15 protein-coding genes are annotated in these 19107 nt (G+C 70.3%); 8 read left to right on the plus strand and 7 right to left on the minus strand.

Annotated elements, in window-relative coordinates:
* Positions 1-59: 59 nt before the first annotated feature.
* From DLJ59_RS20615 to DLJ59_RS20640, 6 genes are all read right to left on the minus strand, one after another.
* Positions 60-1124 (minus strand): succinate dehydrogenase/fumarate reductase iron-sulfur subunit, encoded by a 1065-nt coding sequence (locus DLJ59_RS20615; RefSeq protein ID WP_124774272.1) that lies wholly within the window; start codon positions 1122-1124, stop codon positions 60-62.
* Positions 1121-3049: a fumarate reductase/succinate dehydrogenase flavoprotein subunit gene (locus DLJ59_RS20620; RefSeq protein WP_124774273.1), complete on the minus strand. Its 1929-nt coding sequence runs from the start codon at positions 3047-3049 to the stop codon at positions 1121-1123. Before DLJ59_RS20620 ends, DLJ59_RS20615 begins: the two co-directional genes overlap by 4 nt.
* Before the next feature lie 12 nt (positions 3050-3061).
* Positions 3062-3868, minus strand: coding sequence for a hypothetical protein (locus DLJ59_RS20625; protein WP_124774274.1), 807 nt, complete (start codon positions 3866-3868; stop codon positions 3062-3064).
* Between the two features lie 244 nt (positions 3869-4112).
* Positions 4113-5519: a TldD/PmbA family protein gene (locus tag DLJ59_RS20630; protein WP_425271446.1), complete on the minus strand. Its 1407-nt coding sequence runs from the start codon at positions 5517-5519 to the stop codon at positions 4113-4115.
* Positions 5516-6952, minus strand: a complete 1437-nt coding sequence (locus DLJ59_RS20635) for a TldD/PmbA family protein (protein WP_124774275.1) — start codon at positions 6950-6952, stop codon at positions 5516-5518. Before DLJ59_RS20635 ends, DLJ59_RS20630 begins: the two co-directional genes overlap by 4 nt.
* A 31-nt stretch (positions 6953-6983) precedes the next feature.
* Complete coding sequence (locus DLJ59_RS20640; RefSeq protein ID WP_124774294.1) at positions 6984-7532, minus strand: Uma2 family endonuclease; 549 nt, start codon at positions 7530-7532, stop codon at positions 6984-6986.
* A 275-nt stretch (positions 7533-7807) separates the two neighbouring features.
* Between DLJ59_RS20640 and DLJ59_RS20645 the strand changes: the two genes are divergently transcribed.
* The 6 genes from DLJ59_RS20645 (at position 7808) to DLJ59_RS20670 (ending at position 15154) form a co-directional block, all read left to right on the plus strand.
* On the plus strand, positions 7808-8863 hold the full coding sequence (locus tag DLJ59_RS20645) for an ABC transporter ATP-binding protein (protein ID WP_167493877.1): 1056 nt from the start codon (positions 7808-7810) through the stop codon (positions 8861-8863).
* Between the two features lie 55 nt (positions 8864-8918).
* Positions 8919-10007 (plus strand): ABC transporter ATP-binding protein, encoded by a 1089-nt coding sequence (locus DLJ59_RS20650; protein WP_244236140.1) that lies wholly within the window; start codon positions 8919-8921, stop codon positions 10005-10007.
* Entirely contained in the window at positions 10004-11011 is a 1008-nt protein-coding gene (locus DLJ59_RS20655; RefSeq protein WP_124774277.1) for an ABC transporter permease, read from the plus strand. Before DLJ59_RS20650 ends, DLJ59_RS20655 begins: the two co-directional genes overlap by 4 nt.
* 11 nt (positions 11012-11022) lie before the next feature.
* The gene (locus DLJ59_RS20660; protein WP_124774278.1) at positions 11023-12009 is read left to right on the plus strand and encodes an ABC transporter permease; all 987 of its coding nucleotides are present in this window, start codon (positions 11023-11025) and stop codon (positions 12007-12009) included.
* A 147-nt stretch (positions 12010-12156) separates the two neighbouring features.
* Positions 12157-13899, plus strand: a complete 1743-nt coding sequence (locus DLJ59_RS20665; protein WP_124774279.1) for an ABC transporter substrate-binding protein — start codon at positions 12157-12159, stop codon at positions 13897-13899.
* 385 nt (positions 13900-14284) lie between these two features.
* Entirely contained in the window at positions 14285-15154 is an 870-nt protein-coding gene (locus DLJ59_RS20670; protein ID WP_124774280.1) for an AraC family transcriptional regulator, read from the plus strand.
* 297 nt (positions 15155-15451) lie between these two features.
* Here DLJ59_RS20670 and DLJ59_RS20680 read toward each other — a convergent pair whose 3' ends face one another.
* Positions 15452-17596 (minus strand): S9 family peptidase, encoded by a 2145-nt coding sequence (locus DLJ59_RS20680; RefSeq protein ID WP_124774281.1) that lies wholly within the window; start codon positions 17594-17596, stop codon positions 15452-15454.
* An 86-nt stretch (positions 17597-17682) separates the two neighbouring features.
* Between DLJ59_RS20680 and mshB the strand changes: the two genes are divergently transcribed.
* Both mshB and DLJ59_RS20690 read left to right on the plus strand, forming a co-directional pair.
* Positions 17683-18609: an N-acetyl-1-D-myo-inositol-2-amino-2-deoxy-alpha-D-glucopyranoside deacetylase gene (mshB, locus tag DLJ59_RS20685; RefSeq protein ID WP_124774282.1), complete on the plus strand. Its 927-nt coding sequence runs from the start codon at positions 17683-17685 to the stop codon at positions 18607-18609.
* Positions 18610-18626: 17 nt separating this feature from the next.
* Positions 18627-19064 (plus strand): hypothetical protein, encoded by a 438-nt coding sequence (locus DLJ59_RS20690; protein ID WP_124774283.1) that lies wholly within the window; start codon positions 18627-18629, stop codon positions 19062-19064.
* The last annotated feature ends 43 nt before the right edge of the window (positions 19065-19107 follow it).

Raw genomic sequence — 19107 nt, forward strand, 5'->3', positions numbered from 1 at the left:
GTGGGGAAGTGGGACGGGGGCCGTGGCGACTGCCACGGCCCCCGTTGTTGTTCAGGTGGTTAGTGCTTGTCGTCCTGCTCCGGGTGGGCGAAGTTGAGGTGCTCCGGAGGCAGCGGGAAGGTCACGTCGTCGCCGAACGGCGACGGCGCGGCGGCCCGGTCGAAGGTGAGCTCGGTCAGCGGCAGCTTGCCCCGGTCGTCGACCGCCGGAGCGGTCGGGTGGGGCACCTCCCGATGCCAGTTGACGCCGCTCTGCGCCTGCGTCTCAGCCCGCGAGTCGTGGGAGCCACCCGCGTGCGAGTGCACCCCACCCCGGGCCGAGCCCGGCGTCGCCGAGCCCTGACGGGCGGTGGTCACGCTGGTCTGGGGCGTCTCGCCCCGACGGAAGATCTTGCTACCAAGCCACACAAGGGGATCGTACCTGCGGTCGACGACCCGTTCCTTCATGGGGATGATCCCGTTGTCAGTGATCTTGATGTGCTCGGGGCAGACCTCGGTGCAGCACTTGGTGATGTTGCAGAAGCCGAGGCCCTGTTCGGCCTGCGCGTACTCCTTGCGGTCGGTCCGGGCGTCCAGCGGGTGCATGTCCAGCTCGGCCGCCCGAATGAAGTACCGCGGGCCAGAGAACGCCTGCTTGTTCTCGTCGTGGTCGCGGATCACATGGCAGACCGTCTGGCACAGGAAGCACTCGATGCACTTGCGGAACTCCTGCGAGCGCTCGACGTCGACCTGCTGCATCCGGTAGTCACCCGGGGCAACGTCCGCCGGAGGGGCGAACGCCGGGGTCTCGCGCGCCTTCTCGTAGTTGAACGAGACGTCGGTGACCAGGTCCCGGATGACCGGGAAGGTGCGCAGCGGGGTGACCGTGACGGTCTCGTCGTCGCCGAAGGTCGACATCCGCGTCATGCAACCCAGCCGCGGCTTGCCGTTGATCTCCATGGAGCAGGAGCCGCACTTGCCGGCCTTGCAGTTCCACCGGCAGGCCAGATCGGGGGCGTCGGTGGCCTGCAGACGGTGGATGATGTCGAGAACGACCTCACCCTCGTTCACCTCCACCATGTAATCCTGGAGGTCACCGCCGCTCTCGTCGCCCCGCCAGATCCGGAACTGACGCTTCGCGCTCATCGGTTGTCCGCCTCTCCAGCGTCGGCAACGAGGGCGTCGAAGTCGGCGAGCTCCTCGTCGGTGAGGTACTTGGCCAGCTCGGCCCGGTCGAAGAGGCCGATCAGCTCCGGCCGCATCTTCGGCAGCGGCTTGCGGGTCAGCCGCACAGTGTCGCCGTCCAGCGCGCAGACCAGGTTGACCTGCCGCCACTTCGGCTCCATCGCCGGGTAGTCCTCCCGGGTGTGCCCGCCGCGCGACTCCTGCCGCTCCAGCGCCGCCTTCGCGGTGCACTCCGAGACCACCAGCATGTTGCGCAGGTCCAGGGCCAGGTGCCAGCCCGGGTTGTAGCGTCGGCCGCCGACCGCGCTCACCTTGGCCACCCGCTCGCGCAGCTCGGCGAGCCGGACCAGCGCGTCGGCCAGCTCACCCTCCCGGCGGATGATCCCCACCAGATCCCCCATGACCACCTGCAGGTCCTGCTGAAGGGTGTACGGGCTTTCGCCGGTGTCCCGTTGCAGCGGAGCGAGGGCGGTCTCCACGGCGGCCTCGACCTCTTCCACGGCCACCTTCGGCCGGGTGGTCAGCCCGTCGGCGTAGCTGGCGGCGTGCCCGCCCGCCCGCTTGCCGAAGACCAGCAGGTCGGACAGGGAGTTGCCACCGAGTCGGTTGGAGCCGTGCATGCCGCCGGAGACCTCACCGGCGGCGAACAGCCCGCGTACGTGGCCGAAGGCGGCACCCGAATCCGGGTCCACCTCGACGCCGCCCATCACGTAGTGGCAGGTCGGCCCGACCTCCATCGGCTCGGACGTGATGTCGACGTCGGCCAGTTCCTTGAACTGGTGGTACATCGACGGCAGCCGGCGGCGGATCTCGTCGGCCGAACGCCGGCTCGCGATGTCCAGGAAGACGCCACCGGCGGGGGAGCCCCGACCGGCCTTGACCTCGCTGTTGATGGCGCGGGCCACCTCGTCGCGGGGCAGCAGCTCCGGCGGACGACGGTTGTTGTCCGGGTCGGTGTACCAGCGGTCCGCCTCCTCCTCGGTCTCCGCGTACTGCTTGCGGAAGACGTCGGGGACGTAGTCGAACATGAACCGCTTGCCGTCGGAGTTCTTCAGGACACCACCGTCACCACGCACCGACTCGGTGACCAGGATGCCCTTCACCGAGGGCGGCCACACCATGCCCGTCGGGTGGAACTGGAGGAACTCCATGTTGATCAGCGTCGCCCCGGAGCGCAGCGCCAGCGCGTGCCCGTCCCCGGTGTACTCCCAGGAGTTCGAGGTGACCTTGTAGGAGCGACCGACGCCACCGGTGGCCAGCACGACCGCCGGCGCCTCGAAGAGGATGAACTCGCCGGACTCGCGGTAGTAGCCGAACGCGCCGGCCACCCGGTCACCGTCGAGCAGCAGTTCGGTGATGGTCGTCTCGGAGAACACCCTGATCCGGGCGTCGTACGAGCCGAACTCCCGCTGGTCCTCCTGCTGGAGCGAGACGATCTTCTGCTGGAGGGTGCGGATCAGCTCCAGGCCGGTCCGGTCGCCCACGTGCGCCAGACGCGGGTACTCGTGGCCGCCGAAGTTGCGCTGCGAGATCTTGCCGTCCTTGGTGCGGTCGAAGAGCGCCCCGTACGTCTCCAGCTCCCAGATCCGCTGCGGCGACTCCTTCGCGTGGAGCTCGGCCATCCGGAAGTTGTTGAGGAACTTGCCGCCGCGCATGGTGTCGCGGAAGTGCACCTGCCAGTTGTCCCGGCTGTTCACATTGCCCATCGCGGCGGCCGCGCCGCCCTCGGCCATCACCGTGTGCGCCTTGCCGAACAGCGACTTGGAGATGATCGCGGTCTTCTTGCCGGCCAGCCTGGCCTCGATCGCCGCGCGCAGACCGGCGCCGCCGGCCCCGATGACGACGACGTCGTAGTGGTGTCGTTCGATGCGAGTGGTAGTGGTCATGTCAGGGGCCCTTTAGTTGATGAACCGCAGGTCGGAGAACCAGCCGGCCGCGAGCGCCATGATGTAGAAGTCGGCCAGCGCCAGGGTGCCGAGGGTGATCCAGGCGAGCTGCATGTGCCGGACGTTCAACGCCGAGACGAAGGTCCAGGCCCTGTACCGCACCGGGTGCTTGGAGAAGTGCTTGAGCCGGCCGCCGATGATGTGCCGGCAGGAGTGGCAGGAGATCGTGTACGCCCAGAGCATCACCACGTTGAGCACCAGGATGATGTTGCCCAGCCCGAAGCCGAAGCCCTTCGGCGAGTGGAACGCGAGGATGGCGTCCCAGGTGTTGATCAGCGAGATGATCGTGGCGGCGTAGAAGAAGTAGCGGTGCAGGTTCTGGCCGAGCAGCGGGAAACGGGTCTCACCGCCGTACTCCTTGTGCCCGTCCGGGACCGCGCAGGCCGGCGGCGACAGCCAGAACGACCGGTAGTACGCCTTGCGGTAGTAGTAGCAGGTGAGCCGGAACAGCAGCAGGAACGGCAGGGTCAGCGCCGCGTCCGGGATGATCCACCAGCCGGGCAGGAACCGGCCGAAGTGCGCGGCGCCCTCAACGCACCGCTCCGTGACGCAGGGCGAGTAGAACGGGGTCAGGTAGTGGTAATCCGCGACCCAGTAGAAGTCGTGCATGAAGACCCGGACCGTGGCGTACACGACCCAGGCGCTGAGCCCGATCACGGTGATCAGCGGGGCGAACCACCATCGGTCGGTACGCAACGTCTTCGCCGCGATGGCGGCGCGCGCCCGCGCCCCCCTCGGCCTCGTTGCCGTTGAAGTCATTCGAGTCGTCTCCTCGACGGGCCCGTACGGGCGGGCTGGTCTCTCTCCGGTCGGCACGCGGACCGGCGAACCCGCACCCGCTGCCACGTCATGCGCACACCAACGACCACGCCGGATCGACCGACGCAGCTAAGTGACACACGTTACGCCGATCTCTGCGAGCCGTCCGCGCAAGGGACCGTCCCGTGTGTCTGGCCTGCGGAAAAGCCCTCGACACGCCGGATTTTCGGGCGCCGTCGAGAACTCAGCCGGAGGCGCCTCCGGTGAAGTGCCAGGACGTCAGCCGCAGCGAGGGCGCCGCCCACCAGGCACCGTCCACCCGCTCCGGTTGGCGCACCGGCCGCGCGCCCAGCCCGAGCACCGCACCCGGTCCCAACGCCCGCGGGTACGACTCGGTGAACCGCAGGTCACGGACCGCCCGGACGACAGTGCCGTCCTCGATCAGCCAGACGCCGTTGCGGGTCAACCCGGTGACGACCAGGCTCTTCGGATCGAGCACCCGCGTGTACCAGAGGTCGGTGACCAGCAGCCCCCGGCGTACCCCGGCCACCAACGCGGCGGTGTCCGCGTCGACCACCGCTCCGGCCGCCGCGCCGGTGGTGCTCCGGCCCACCGCGCTGGCCGGGCCAGCCGCCGCACCGGCCAGCCGCAGGTTGCGGGGCATCGGACCCCAGGTGGCACCCCCGGCGACCGCGTGCCCGGTGGACTCCGCGCCCGCCTCGGCGGCGGTCCGGCGATCGTGCGCCACCGCCCGGGTGGTGCCCGCCTCGACAAGCGTCAGCGCCCGCCGACCGGTGCCCTCCGCGTCGAACGGCAACCCGGACCCGCCCAGCGGGTCGTCCACCAGGGTCACCGCCCGATCGAACTGGGCCACGCCCGGCTCGGCGAACGACTGCCGTTCGGCGTACCGCTTGCCGTTGAAGCCGTAGAACGACAGGTTTTGCAGCAGGTCCGCCACGGCGGCCGGCTCGAACACCACCTCGTAGTGCCCCGGCGGCAACTCGACCGGGTCGGCCGCCGCCTGTGCCTTCGCTGCCGCCTGCGCCCCCAACTCGGCGCCGTCGAGGTCGGACAGCCGGTCGGCGCTGCGCCGGGCCACCCCGTCCGCGCCGTCGCGGCGGGCGATGCCGTCCATCGCCGCCTCCACCGAGCGGCCGTACGCCGAGTGCCCGGCCGAGTTGGCGAACGCCGACGAGCGGTGCGCGGTGCGGCAGTAACCGGCGGTGCTCAGGCCCCCGGCGGCGGCCACGAACGCGCCCACCCGGTCGGCCCGCTGATCCGGCTCGGCGTGCGCGGTGGCCTCGTCGACGGGCGGCGCGTCCGGGGTGGGCATGGGCGGGGTCAGCCCCGGCCAGCCCGGGTCGGGTGGGCAGAGCCGCGCCGCCGTCAGGGTGCGTTCCACCAGGGCGGACAACCCGTCGGTGGTGACCACGCTGCCACCGCCGGCGGCCGTCCGACCGTCGACGTGCACCCGCAGTCGGACCCCGACTGTCGACTCGGAGACGTTCTGATGGATGCCCGAGTTGGCGAACCGGGTCAGCGCCAGGTCTGCCCGCGTCACCACCGCCTCGGCCTGCGCGCCCGGCCCACCGATCCGCCGCACCAGCTCGACAACCTGCCCCGCCAGCTCCACCTCACTCCGCGCGCTCACGCTGAAACTCCCACCCGGACGTTGTGGAACCGTGCCGGCGCCGCCGGGTGGCCGGTGTGCCCGATCTGGCCGGGTTGGCCCTTGCCGCAGTTGGGCGTGCCCCAGGAGACCGTCTCGCTGGAGAGCATGTCCATCGAGCGCCAGAACAGTGGGCCGATCCCGGTGTACGTGGGGTTGCGCAGCATCCGCCCCCGCCGCCCCTTCTTGATTTCCCAGCCGACCTCGCAGCCGAACTGGAAGTTGAGCCGCTTGTCGTCGATCGACCAGGACCGGTTGAGGTCCATCAGCACGCCGTCGTCGGTTGCCGCGATGATTTCCTCCAGGGTGTGCGGGCCGGGTTCCAGGCCGACGTTTGTCATCCGCACCATCGGCAGCCGGGCCCACCCGTCGGCCCGTACGCTGCCGCCGTAGTCGAGGCTGGCCATGGCGGCGGAATCCCTACCGGCCAGCACACCCACCCAGCGACCGTCCCGGACCGCGTCCCGCTTGACCGCCGGGTAGCCCTCGTCGTCGAAACCGAAGCTGCCCAGCGCACCCGGGATCGTCGGGTCGATGGTGATGTTCATCAGCTCCGAGCCGTAGCGCAGCGAGCCGAGCTGGGCCAGGTCCAGCCAGGACGTGCCGGCGAACGCCGCCTCCCAGCCGAGGATCCGGTCCAGTTCGATGGCGTGTCCGACCGACTCGTGGATCTGCAGGGCGAGCTGCTCGCCGCCGAGGATCAGATCCGTCTCACCGGCCGGGCAGGGCGGCGCGGTGAGCAGCGCCCGGGATTCCTCGGCGATCTGCGCGGCGTGCGCGGCCAGATCCAACGACTCGACCAGCTCCCACCCGGTGGTGCCGTACTGGCCGCGGTAGCTGGGCCAGGACCGGCGCTGCGTCTCGCCGTCGCCGATCGAGGTGGCCGAGATGCCGCCACCGCACTCGCGGATGCGCTGGTCGATCCGGTGGCCCTCGCTGGAGACGAACCACTTGGCGGTGTCCCAGATCTGGTACAGGCCCTCGGCCAGGTCCGCGCCGTGCTCGGTCATCGTGCGGGTCGCGTCGACCAGCAGATCGCCCTTGTCGGACAGGGGCACCCCGAGCGGGTCGATCTGGCAGCCGGAGGCCCAGCTCGCGGTGACCGCCTCGACCGGCACCAGGTCGACCGGAGGGCCCGGCACCCGCGCGCTCGCCATCGCGGTCCGGGTCGCGCGCCGGCCGGCGTCGCGGGCGGCGGCGTCCGACAGATCGGGTACGGCGTAAAAGCCCCAACTCGCCCCGACCAACGCACGGACTCCCAGCCCGATGCTCTCGTCCTGGGTCAGCTCCTCCACGTCACCGTTGCGCGCGGTCATCGACTCGTAGCGGCGGTGCATCACCCGGGCGTCGGCGTACCGGGCGCCTGCGTCGAGGGCGGCCTGGACGGCGGCGGTGGCCGCGTCGAACTCGGTCATGGACCGACCCTAGGCCAGCCGCCCACACCTGTCAGGGAAGCAGTTCCTCCGGCCGGATGCTGGCCTTCACCGGCTCGGTGAGCACGAGCAGGTCACCCGGCCTGGTCACGGACTGCTCGGTGTAGTGGCTGCCCTGCCGCCGGTAGAGGTGCAGCGTGCCATTCGCCTGCTCCACCAGCAGGTACCACTCGATCCCGGCCGATGCGTAGTAGTGCATTTTGAGCACCTTGTCGGTGGACGCGTTGCTCGGCGAGATGATCTCGCAAACCAGCCGCACATCCCCCGCCTCGACGTTGAGTTCGTCGAAGTCGATCGGTCCGGTGATCACGAGGTCGGGGATGGGGATTCGGCCGGGCCTGAGTCGGACGTTTACCGCTTCCAGCACGTGCAGACCGGCCTCGCGAGCCGGAGCCCGTAGGGCCGCGCGCAATTCGCCGGAGATGTTCTGGTGTCGGGGGGTGGGGGCTGGGGTCACGTGGAGGCTCCCGTCGAAGAGTTCGACGCGTTGCTGCGTCTCGCCGAGGGCGAGGTACTCCTCTTCGGTCCACGGGCCTTCGTGGTTGAACACCGCCGCGGTCATCGTCACCTCCACCTCGTGCCACGGGCATCCTCTGCCGGTCACCCTTCCCATGGTCGCACCCGACGTGCGATCAGGAGATGAATGGGCGTGGATGGCGAGGTGAGGGGTGTTCAGGCCGATGCCGACTCGTTACGCTCGGGCCCGCTGACACGTGCCGACTTTGTAGCTTATTTTCACCCTCGGGACTTTCATGTAAGTTCCCTTCGTCACTGAGGGAGGTGGCCGTGGACAGCTCGGAACCGTTGCCGTCCGGCGAACCGGACGACCGTCCCGCCGTGCCGGCACAGCGCTCCGACCAGGACGCCTACCTGCGGGTCGATGACCTTCGGGTCCGGTTCGACACCGAGGACGGCGTGGTGCGCGCGGTCGACGGGGTGTCCTTCGCCGTCGAGCGGGGCCACACCCTCGGCATCGTCGGTGAGTCCGGCTCCGGCAAGAGCGTCACCTCGCTGGCCATCCTCGGCCTGCACGACCCGAAACGGACCACCATCACCGGGGAGATCTCGGTGGGTGGCCGGCAGGTCGTCGGTCTCGCGGACGAGGAGGTACGCCGGCTGCGCGGCCGGGACATGGCGATGATCTTCCAGGATCCACTGTCGGCGCTGCACCCGTACTACACGGTGGGCCGGCAGATCGCCGAGGCGTACCGGGTACATCATCCGAAGGCCAGCCGGCGCGAGGCCCGCCAGCGGGCGGTCGACATGTTGGACCGGGTCGGCATCCCGCAGCCGGCGCGTCGCTTCGACCAGTACCCGCACGAGTTCTCCGGTGGCATGCGCCAGCGGGCGATGATCGCGATGTCCCTGGTCAACGACCCGGCGCTGCTGATCGCCGACGAGCCGACCACCGCGCTGGACGTGACCGTCCAGGCGCAGATCCTGGACCTGCTCGCCGACCTCCAGGCCGAGTTCCACTCCGCGATCATCCTGATCACCCACGACCTCGGCGTGGTCGGCCAGGTCGCCGATGACGTGCTGGTGATGTACGGCGGGCGGGCCGTCGAGCGGGGCAGCGTCGAGCAGGTGCTCCGGGCGCCGCAGCATCCGTACACCTGGGGGTTGCTCTCCAGCGTGCCGTCGCTGCACGGCGACGCGGACGCGGACCTGGTGCCCATCCCCGGCAACCCGCCCAGTCTGATCAACCTGCCGTCGGGCTGCGCGTTCCACCCACGCTGCCGGTACGCGGACCGCGCCGGCAGCCGCTCCCGCACCGAGGTCCCCGAACTGCGCGCGGCCGGGGCCGATGGTCACCTGGTCGCCTGCCATCTCAGCGCCGACGAGCGCGCCGCGTTCTACGCCGAGGACATCGCACGAGTGGGGGTGGCTGTGTGAGGGCGAGGAACGCAGCGCAGCGGAGTACCGCAGTCCCGAACGGAGGACTGTGGGGATGACCGACGAACCACTGCTGCGGGTACGCGGCCTGAGCAAGCACTTCCCGGTGCGCCAGGGGCTGCGCGCCACCGGTCTGGTGCGGGCGGTGGACGGGCTCGACTTCGACGTGCGCCCGGGCGAGACACTCGGCCTGGTGGGGGAGTCGGGCTGCGGCAAGACCACCACCGGCCGGATGCTGGTGCGGCTGCTGGAGCCGACCAGCGGCAGCATCGAGTTCGACGGGCGGGACATCACGCACGCCGGCCGCCGCGAGTTGCGCCCGCTGCGCCAGGAACTTCAGATCATCTTCCAGGACCCGTACGCCTCGCTGAACCCCCGGCACACGGTGGGCCGGATCGTGGCGATGCCGTTGCAGGTCAACGGGATCAAGCCGCCCGGCGGGATCAAGGCCCGGGTGCAGGAGTTGCTGGAACTGGTCGGGCTGAACCCCGAGCACTACAACCGGTACCCGCACGAGTTCTCCGGTGGTCAGCGTCAGCGCATCGGCATCGCCCGCGCGTTGGCCCTGCGCCCGAAGCTGATCGTGGCGGACGAGCCGGTGAGCGCGCTGGACGTCTCGATCCAGGCGCAGGTCGTCAACCTGCTGCGCGACCTGCAACGGGAGCTGGGCCTGGCCTTCGTGTTCATCGCGCACGACCTGGCCGTGGTCCGGCACTTCTGTCAGCGGGTCGCGGTCATGTACCTGGGTCGGATCGTGGAGATCGGCGACCGGGCGGACATCTACGAGCGCCCGCAGCACCCGTACACCCGGGCGTTGCTCTCGGCGATCCCGGACGTCACCCAGCTCGGCCCGGCGGGTCGGATCCGGCTGACCGGTGACGTGCCCACCCCGCTGGACCCGCCGTCCGGCTGCCGGTTCCGTACCCGGTGCTGGAAGGCGCAGGACATCTGCGCCACCGAGGAGCCCGCGCTGGTCCCGCGCGACGGTGGTCGGCAGGCCACCGCGTGCCACTTCCCCGAAGGGGAAGCGGTCAGCACGAGCCCGGAACCAGCCGGCGCCGGCCTGGTGGCGGACGCCGCCGTGGTCGCCGCCGAGCCGGCGGGTCGCGGGGTCCAAGCGAACGTCGAGGAGGTGTCGTCGTGAGCCTGTCCCCGGTGGAGGGCGTGGCGCTGGCCGAGATCGAGTCCGACCCGGACGCGAGCACGCCCGCCGCGAAGGGTGTCGTCGGCCGCTCGCCCGGTCAGCTCGCCTGGCTGCGGTTGCGTCGCGACCGGACGGCGGTGGTCAGCGGCGTACTCCTGGTCTTCTTCCTGCTGTTGGGGTTGGCCGCCCCGCTGATCGAGATGGTCTACGGGATCGGCCCGCGGGAGCAGTTCCAGAACCTGCTGGACGGCTTCGGTATGCCCCTGGGTTACGCCGGCGGGGTCACCGGCGAGCACTGGTTCGGTCTGGAGCCAGGGCTGGGCCGGGACATCTTCATCCGACTCATCTACGGGCTGCGAACCTCGCTGTTCATCGCGTTCGCGGCGGCGCTGATCACCGCGACGATCGGGGTGGTGCTGGGCGCGCTCGCCGGCTACCTCGGCGGCTGGCTCGACGCGGTGATCAACTGGATCACCGACCTGACCCTGGCCATGCCCTTCCTGATCATCGCGCTGGCGCTCACGCCCACCATCACGCTGCGCTTCTACGGCGAGCGGGGGCAGGTGTCGTCCGCCTTCGGGGTGGGGGTGCTGATCGCCGTCTTCGCCATCTTCGGCTGGACCAGCACGGCCCGGCTGGTCCGTGGGCAGGTGATCGCGCTGCGCGAGCGGGAGTTCGTGGAGGCGGCCCGGGCCAGCGGAGCCGGGCTGGGGCACATGCTCTTCCGGCAGTTGCTGCCGAACATCTGGGCGCCGATCCTGGTGTCGTTCTCCCTGGCGGTGCCGCAGTTCATCACCAGCGAGGCGGCGCTGTCGTTCATCGGCGTCGGCCTCAGCGACGAGACGCCGAGCTTCGGCCGGATGATCTACCGCAGTCTGGACTTTCTTCAGACCGACCCGGCGTACGTGTTCTTCCCGGGCATCATGATCTTCGCGCTGGTGTTCGCCTTCAACCTCTTCGGCGACGCGTTGCGGGACGCGCTCGACCCGAAGTCGTCCCGGTAGGGGCCAAAATCATGGCGCGATTTCTGCTCAAGCGACTCTTCTCCGCCACGCTGACCCTCTTCGCGGTGAGCGTGCTGACCTTCCTGATGTTCTTCGCCCTGCCACGCGACCCGGTCAGCAGCATCTGCTCGAAGAACTGCAACCCGGAGCGGCTGGAACGGGTCCGCGACGATCTGGGCCTGAACGACCCGCTGATCAGCCAGTACGCCGGCTACATGAAGGGCATCGTGACCGGTCGGGACCTGGGCAGCGCCCAGGGCGGCCGGTGTGACGCACCCTGCCTGGGCTGGTCGTACGTCACCAACGAGGCCGTCTCGGACACCATCGCCCGGGTGCTGCCGGTGACGCTGAGCATCGTGATCCCGGCGGCCATCCTCTGGTTGCTGCTCGGCGTGGGGCTCGGCATGGTGTCCGCGCTGCGTCGGGGCACCTGGCTGGATCGGCTGGCGATCGGTTTCTCGCTGACCGGCGCGTCGTTGCAGTTGTACTTCGTGGGTGCGGTGCTGCTGCTGGTGTTCGTCTACAACCTGCGGCTGTTGCCGGTGCCGAGCTACACCTCCATCTTCGACAACCCGGCGAAGTGGGCCAGTGGGCTGGTGCTGGCCTGGGTGGCGCTGGCCTTCCTCTTCTCGGCCATCTACGCCCGGTTGTCGCGGGCGCAGATGTTGGAGACGCTGTCGGAGGACTTCGTCCGGACCGCGCGGGCCAAGGGCCTGGCCAAACCCAAGGTGTACGGGCGACACGCGCTGCGCGCGGCGATCACGCCGGTGGTGACGATCGCCGGGTTGGACGTGGGCGGGGCGCTGGGCGGGACGGTGATCACCGAGACGACGTTCGGCATCCAGGGGCTGGGGCGTACCGCGGTGGACGCGGTGCGTTCGGGTGATCTGCCCACCATCATGGCCACCGTGTTGATCGCGGCCGTCTTCGTGGTGCTGGCGAACGTGCTGGTGGACCTGCTCTACGCGACCATCGACCCCCGGGTGCGGCTGCGCTGAGCGGGAGGGTGTCCGACACACCGTCGACGGCGAAATTTATCGACAACTGTTACACAACTCGTAGGTTTTCTTCCTTACGATCCTCGGGACGTCGGCGGTTCTCGCCCCCGACGAAACCGCACGGCACATGGGTGAAGGGGGTACTTCATGAGACCACGCGTGGTGGCTGCCGCAGGCGGCGCGATCGCTCTGGTTGTGGCATTGGGTGCGTGCTCGAAGAACACGGGCGAGGGCACCACTGTGGACACCGAACGGCAGCAGACCGGGGTCATCGCGACCGACCCCAAGGACTCGCAGGGGCCGGCGGCCGAGGTGAGCGGCGCCGCGAAGGGCGGCACCTTCACCATCATCCGGGAGTCGCCGATCTCCCACCTGGACCCGCAGCGGACGTACTCGTTCGCCGGTCTGATGGCCAACCCGCTCTTCGCCCGCTACCTGACCACCTGGAAGGACGACGGCAAGGGCGGCCTGGTCCTGGTGGGCGACCTTGCCGAGACCCCGGGCAAGAACGTCAACAACGACTGCAAGGTCTGGGAATTCACCGTCAAGGACGGGGTGAAGTTCGAGGACGGTCGCCCGATCACCTCCAAGGAGATCGCGTACGGCATCGCCCGGTCCTTCGACCCGGACCTGTCCGGCGGCCCGACCTACATCCAGGAGTGGCTGGCCGACACCGCGCAGTTCGACACCAAGTGGGACTTCAAGAAGAACAAGACGTCGCTGCCGCCGGGCCTGAGCACGCCGGATGACAAGACGCTGCGCTTCGAGTTCGCCAAGCCCCGCTGCGACCTGCCGTTCGCGGTCTCGCTGCCGACCACCGCGCCGCTGCCGCCGGACAAGGACACCGGCGTCGACCTGGACAAGCAGCCCTTCTCCTCCGGCCCGTACAAGATCGCCAAGAACCAGGTGGGCGTGCAGCTCACCCTGGACCGCAACACCAACTGGGACCCGAACACCGACCCGGTGCGGCACCAGTACCCGGACCAGTTCGTCTGGACCTTCGGCCCCACCGCGGACGCCGCCAACAACCGGGTGATCGCCGACAACGGCGCCGACCAGAGCGCGCTCGCCTTCAACGCCGTGCCCGCCTCGCTGGTCGCCAGGGTGGTCGGCGACGCAACGCTCAAGTCGCGCAGCATCCTGTCGCCGACCCCCAGCGCCAACCAGCTCGTCATCAACAACCAGCGGGTCAAGGACCTCAAGGTCCGTCAGGCGCTCAACTACGCCATCGACCGCGAGGGCATGATCAAGGCGCTCGGCGGGCAGACCGTCGCCGCGCCGCTGACCACGCTCATGCCGCCGGCCACCATCGGCTACAAGGCGTACGAGGCGTACCCGGCGGGCCCCAACGGTGACGTGGCCAAGGCCAAGGAACTGCTCGGCGGGCAGACGCCGGAGCTGGTCCTCGGCGTCGCCGACAACACGACCGAGCAGCAGCAGGGTGCCCAGCTCAAGGCGAACCTGGAGCGGGCCGGCTTCAAGATCACGCTGCGGAACATCTCCGACGACGCCAAGCTCGACGAGATCAAGAAGAAGGACAACCCCTGGGACCTGTACATCGGTAACTGGGCGGCGGACTGGCCGAGCGGCGCGTCGATCCTGCCGGTGCTCTACGACGGCCGCACCATCAAGGCCGAGGGCAACAGCAACCAGTCCTACTTCAACGACCCGACGATCAACGCCGAGATGGACCGCATCCTGGCGCTGGCCCCGGCCGAGCAGGGCCCGGAGTGGGCCAAGCTCGACGAGCGGATCATGAAGGAGTACGCGCCGGTGGTGCCGCTCTACGTCGACGTGGCCTACAACGTGCACGGGTCCAAGGCTGGCGGAGTCTTCATCTCCAGCGTCTTCGGCTACCCGTCGTTCGTCAACGCGCACGTCAAGCCGTAAGGAACACCGCAGACAAGAAGGGTCCCCAACCGACAACGTCGTCGGGAGGGGACCCTTCTGTTTCCGCTGAACAGGTCACCGGTCCGAGCCGACGATGATCGTTCATCCACCTGCGCCGTCTGCCTCGCGATCTTGCACTTACTGTCCCGGCATAAGGTGCATCCCTCCTCATATCGACAACCGAAACTGCAAGATCGGCGCGGGTGGGGCTTCACGGTGCGGGAAATTTCCTGGTACGGGGGGTCCGAGTCGACCTTCGGCCCGTGGTGGCGTCATTCCGCGAAACCGTCCTCGGGGAACAGCGCGCTGCCTGATCGGATCGGACCGCTACGGTCGGGTGCGCGGCAGGGCCCCTCGGTCAGGCTTGACGTCGAAGGGAGGCCTCGTGATCGCGGCACTCAACCAGCTTGTCGACCTGCTCGAAGAGCACCTCACCGAGGAATTCGACGTCAACGCAGTGGCCAGGACGCTCGGCACCACCGAGTACCACCTGCGCCGGATGTTCTCGTCGTTGGCCGGCATGCCGCTGTCCGAGTACGTGCGCCGACGCCGCATGACCGTCGCCGCCGCCGACGTCGTTCGGGGCGAGGACGATCTGCTGAGCATCGCCGTGCGGCACGGATACGGCTCGACCGAGGCGTTCGGACGTGCCTTCCGGGCGGTCCACGGCGCCAGCCCCGGTGACGTACGCCGCGACGGAGGCCCCCTTCGCACACAACCGCAGCTCAGGTTCCGCCTGACCGTCGAAGGGAGCACCCCCATGGACACCCGCATCGTCGATCGCCCCGCGTTCCGGCTCATCGGACACGCGGCCCGGGTTCCGCTCATCCACCACGGCATCAACCCGCACATCCAGCAGCACATCACCGGGCTGCCACCACAGGAGCATCTTCGGCTGAAGGCTCTCAGCGGCACCGAACCCGGCGGGCTGCTACAGGTCAGCGACGACCTCGACGCCGAGGCCACCGAGGGCAGCGAACTGACCTACCTGCACGGGGTCGCGGTGTCCGGGGGCACGCCGGTCCCCGACGACCTGGACGCCATCGAGGTGCCGGCCGGCCAGTGGGCGGTGTTCCGCACCGCCGGACCCCACCCGCAGGCCCTGCAGAAGACCTGGGCGGCGACCGCGACCGAGTGGTTCCCCTCCAACCCGTGGCGACTGCGGCCGGGCCCCTCGATCGTTGCCATCCTCGAACGCGCGGACGACTTCAGCACCGCCACCTGCGAACTGTGGCTGCCCATCGAGCCGGCGTGACGGCGTCGCGCGTACCTGTCCGGCCAGGGTCGCGCCGGGATCCTTCAGGCGCGTGACCAGTTCCGCGTGATGGGCCGTCGAGGTGGTGGCAAGGTCGATGGCCAACCGCTGGAGCGCCTCACGGTCGCCGGGGGTCTCCTCCACCCGGGCGGATGCGGCACTGAGCGGTATACCTCGCAGTCTCGAATATGACTCTGAGGTATACCGCTCAACAGCACATCGACATGCGGGCCAGCCAAACGCACGCTGGAGGTTGCGCTCCCGGTGAGCCTCAGCGCGCCGCGCAGATGGCCGCCTTCACCCCAGGTGGGTGCGCAGGAAGTCGAGTTCCAGCGGCAGCAGGCGCTCGGCGGTGCCGTTCGCGGCCATGTGCGTGGCCCCGGTCAGCGGCAGCACGGCGTGCGGGCGGCCGGTGCTCAGCAGGGCCGCGGAGAGTCGCAGCGTGTGCGCGGCCACCACGTTGTCGTCCGCCATGCCGTGCACCAGCAGCAACGGGCGGGCCTGGTCGGGGCTGGTGACCGGCTCGGCGGCCAACTCGACCAGCGAGTGGTGCGCGTAGATGTCCAGGCCGTCTTCCGGCAAACCCAGATAACGCTCGGTGTACGCGGTGTCGTACAGCGCCCAGTCGGTCACCGGGGCGCCCGCGATCCCGCACCGGAACAGCTCCGGGTGGCGCAGCACCGCCAACCCGGCCAACCACCCGCCGAACGACCAACCGCGCACCCCCACCCGACCCAGGTCCAGATCCGGGTGCTTGCCGGCGAGCGCGGTCAGCGCGTCGATCTGGTCGGTCAGGATCACGTCGGCGACCCGACGGTGGATCGCCTTCTCGAACGACGGCGCCACGCCCGGCGTACCCCGGTTGTCGATGGTGACCACCGCGAACCCGGCGTCGGCCCACCACTGCCGCTCCAACCACGCGGCCCGCGCCGCCACGACCTCCTGGTGCCCCGGGCCGCCGTAGATGTCCAGCAGCACCGGCAGCCGCCGGCCCGTCACGTGGTTGTCCGGGTAGAGCACCGCCGCCGGCAGCCGCCGATCGGTCACCCGTTCCAGCAGCGGCAGCGGAGCGTACGGCGGGGTGGCGGCGAACGAGCGCAGCTCGGCGATCTCCTGATCACCGCGGCGGATCGTCCAGCGCACCCCGGCATGGTCCAGCGACGCGACGCCGACGGCCAGCACGTCCCCGCCCACCGCGGCGGTGTACCAGCCGGAGTCGGTGGTGAGCCGGCGCGCGTCCACCCCACCGCCGACGGTGGTGCGGATCCGGAACAGGTGCCGCTCGCTCGGCTCGCCGTCGCTCGCCTCCACCAGCAGGTCGGCCGGGCCGGCGGCGGACGGCAGCCGACCCACCACCCGCCGCACGTACAGCGACGGCGGGGTGAGCAGGGTGCCGTCGGCGAACAGGCACCGGGCGTCGTACCCGTCGTGGGCCAGCTCCCCACCGACCAGCACCCGGCCGTCCGGCAGGTGGGCGGGGGTGCCGGCGATCGGTTCGACCCAGCGCGGATCGGCCAGCTCGGCGTGCACCTGCGTCTCACCCGTTCGGGGGTCCACCGCCAGCACCAGCCCGTGCTGCTGCGAGCGGCGCAGCACGGTGATCAACGGGCTGCCCTCACCCCAGCTGACCCCGGTCAGGTACGGGTACGTCTCCCGGTCCCAGTGCACGTCGACCCAGCCGTCGTCCAGGTCCAGCAGGTGCAGGCTGACCTCCGCGTTCGGCCCACCGGCCCGGGGGTACGCGACGGCCGTCGGCGGGCTGGCCGGCTGCGCCGGGTCGTGCAGGTGCCACCGCTCCAGGCGGGACTCGTCGACCCGGGCGGCGAGTACCGAACGGCCGTCCGGCGCCCACCAGTACCCCCGGTACCGGCCGAACTCCTCCGCCGCGATGTGCTCGGCCAACCCCCAGCTCACCCCGGCGTCCTCGCCGGCCAGCAGGGTGTCGGTGCCGTCCGGGTCGATCACCCGCAGCTCACCCCGACGCACCCCGTCGGCGGCGTCCGTCACGTACGCCAACCGTTGCCCGCTCGGGTCCGGACGGGGGTCCAGCACCGGGCCGACGGCTGCCACCTCCACCACGTCGCCGTGTACCAGGTCGGCCCGGAACAGCCGCCCGGCCAGCGCGAACACCGCTACCCGGCCGGCCGCGTCCAACGCGTACGAGCCGATGCCGGCGGCGCTGAGCCGCAGCCGTTCGCGCAGCGCGCGTTCACCGGGGGAGAGGGACCGGGTGTCCCCGCCCTCGCCCAGCAGGGTCGCCGGATCGGCGACCAGCCGCTCCTCGCCGGTGCCCACGTCCAGCAGCCAGAGCGCGTCCGCCGGATCCTCGGGGCCGGCGGAGCGCACGAAGATCACCCGGGAGCCGTCCTCAGCCACCGAGACAGCGCGTGGCGCGCCGTGGCTGAACCGGCGGGTGCGGGCGGCCAGCTCCGGAAAGTCCACACGCCAAATCGTAGAGCCGGAGCGGAGGTGATGTGGCCGACCTGGGCGGACGCGTCAGCCTCGGCTGGAGGAGAACGCCGGTTAGAGTGACCGTCGTGACGACGCTGCCCGACCGCCGCCTGCTGCTGGTCCACGCGCACCCCGACGACGAGTCGATCGGCACCGGCTCGACGATGGCCCACTACGCCGCCGACGGCGCGCACGTCACGCTGGTGACCTGCACCCTCGGCGAGGAGGGCGAGATCCACGTGCCCGCGCTGGCTCAGCTCGCCGCCGCCGAGGCCGACCAGCTCGGCGGGTACCGCGTCGCCGAACTGGCCGCCGCGTGCGCCGCGCTCGGCGTCAGCGACCACCGCTTCCTCGGCGGCGCCGGCCGCTACCGCGACTCCGGGATGATGGGGCTCGCGACCAACGAGCACCCCCGGGCGTTCTGGCAGGCCGACCTCGACGAGGCCGCCGGGCATCTCGTGGAGATCATGCGGGAGGTACGCCCGCAGGTGCTCGTCACGTACGACCCGAACGGCTTCTACGGCCACCCCGACCACATTCAGGCGCACCGGGTGGCCATGCGCGCCGTCGAGCTGGCCGCCGCCGAGGGCTGCGCCCCGCTCAAGGTCTACTGGACGGCCATGCCGCTCAGCGTTCTGGAAGCCGGCCTGACGCATTTCGCCGAGTCCTCCGACAACCCGTTCGCCGGCATCGAGGACATCGCCGACCTGCCCTTCGGCACCCCGGACGCCCAGATCGCCGCCCGGATCGACGGCACGGACCAGCACCTGGCCAAGGAGGCCGCGATGCGGGCGCACGCCACCCAGATCCCGGCCAGCTCCTGGCTCTACTCGATCGCCGGCAACTTCGGCGGCGAGTTCATGGGCGTGGAGTTCTTCACCCTCGCGGTCGGTGAGAAGGGCCCGGGCACCGGGCCGTACGGCTGGGAGGACGACCTCTTCGCCGGCCTGCCTGCGGAGGCCGCCCCGGACCGGTCCCCGGTCGCGGCGGCGGGCCTGCGGTGACCCTGCCGGCCGCACCGATGACAGTCGTGGACGACCAGGAAGCCCCGCCCCCGGCTGGGCCGCCGCCGCGACTGCTGGACCTGGGAGTGCGGCTGGTCGGTGCGATAGTCGTGGCCGTCGCCGGGGTGGTGACCGGCGTGCTGGAGCTGTTGCTCGCCACGGTCCGCGTCGGCGGGCAACTGGTCGGAGTGTCGGTGCTCCTCGCCATCGGCGCCAACATCGTGTTGAGCTGGTTCGCGTACGAGGCGGTCGGCCGTCGCTGGGCGGTGGCGCTGCCGGCGGTGCCGTGGTTCGCGCTGATGGTGGTTGCCGCCATCCGGACCAACGAGGGCGACCTGCTGCTGGCCGGCGACAACTGGGTCGGGCTGGCCATGATCGTGGCGGGTGCGATGACGTTCGCGGTGATGGGTTTCCGGCAGATCCTCGCGCCGCAGCCGCCCCGGCTCGGCGGTTGACGTCGGGCTGTTTCTCCGGCGGCTGCCCGGCGCTGCCGCCGGC

The organism is Micromonospora inaquosa (assembly GCF_003857055.1).
GTDB classification, from domain to species: domain Bacteria; phylum Actinomycetota; class Actinomycetes; order Mycobacteriales; family Micromonosporaceae; genus Micromonospora; species Micromonospora inaquosa.

Excerpts from the sequence above, each read along its gene's own strand:
- DLJ59_RS20615 (WP_124774272.1), bottom strand. The coding sequence starts at position 1,124 with ATGAGCGCGAAGCGTCAGTTCCGGATCTGGCGGGGCGACGAGAGCGGC.
- DLJ59_RS20620 (WP_124774273.1), bottom strand. The coding sequence starts at position 3,049 with ATGACCACTACCACTCGCATCGAACGACACCACTACGACGTCGTCGTC.
- DLJ59_RS20625 (WP_124774274.1), bottom strand. The coding sequence starts at position 3,868 with ATGACTTCAACGGCAACGAGGCCGAGGGGGGCGCGGGCGCGCGCCGCC.
- DLJ59_RS20635 (WP_124774275.1), bottom strand. The coding sequence starts at position 6,952 with ATGACCGAGTTCGACGCGGCCACCGCCGCCGTCCAGGCCGCCCTCGAC.
- DLJ59_RS20640 (WP_124774294.1), bottom strand. The coding sequence starts at position 7,532 with ATGACCGCGGCGGTGTTCAACCACGAAGGCCCGTGGACCGAAGAGGAG.
- DLJ59_RS20650 (WP_244236140.1), top strand. The coding sequence starts at position 8,919 with ATGACCGACGAACCACTGCTGCGGGTACGCGGCCTGAGCAAGCACTTC.
- DLJ59_RS20660 (WP_124774278.1), top strand. The coding sequence starts at position 11,023 with ATGGCGCGATTTCTGCTCAAGCGACTCTTCTCCGCCACGCTGACCCTC.
- DLJ59_RS20665 (WP_124774279.1), top strand. The coding sequence starts at position 12,157 with ATGAGACCACGCGTGGTGGCTGCCGCAGGCGGCGCGATCGCTCTGGTT.
- DLJ59_RS20690 (WP_124774283.1), top strand. The coding sequence starts at position 18,627 with ATGACAGTCGTGGACGACCAGGAAGCCCCGCCCCCGGCTGGGCCGCCG.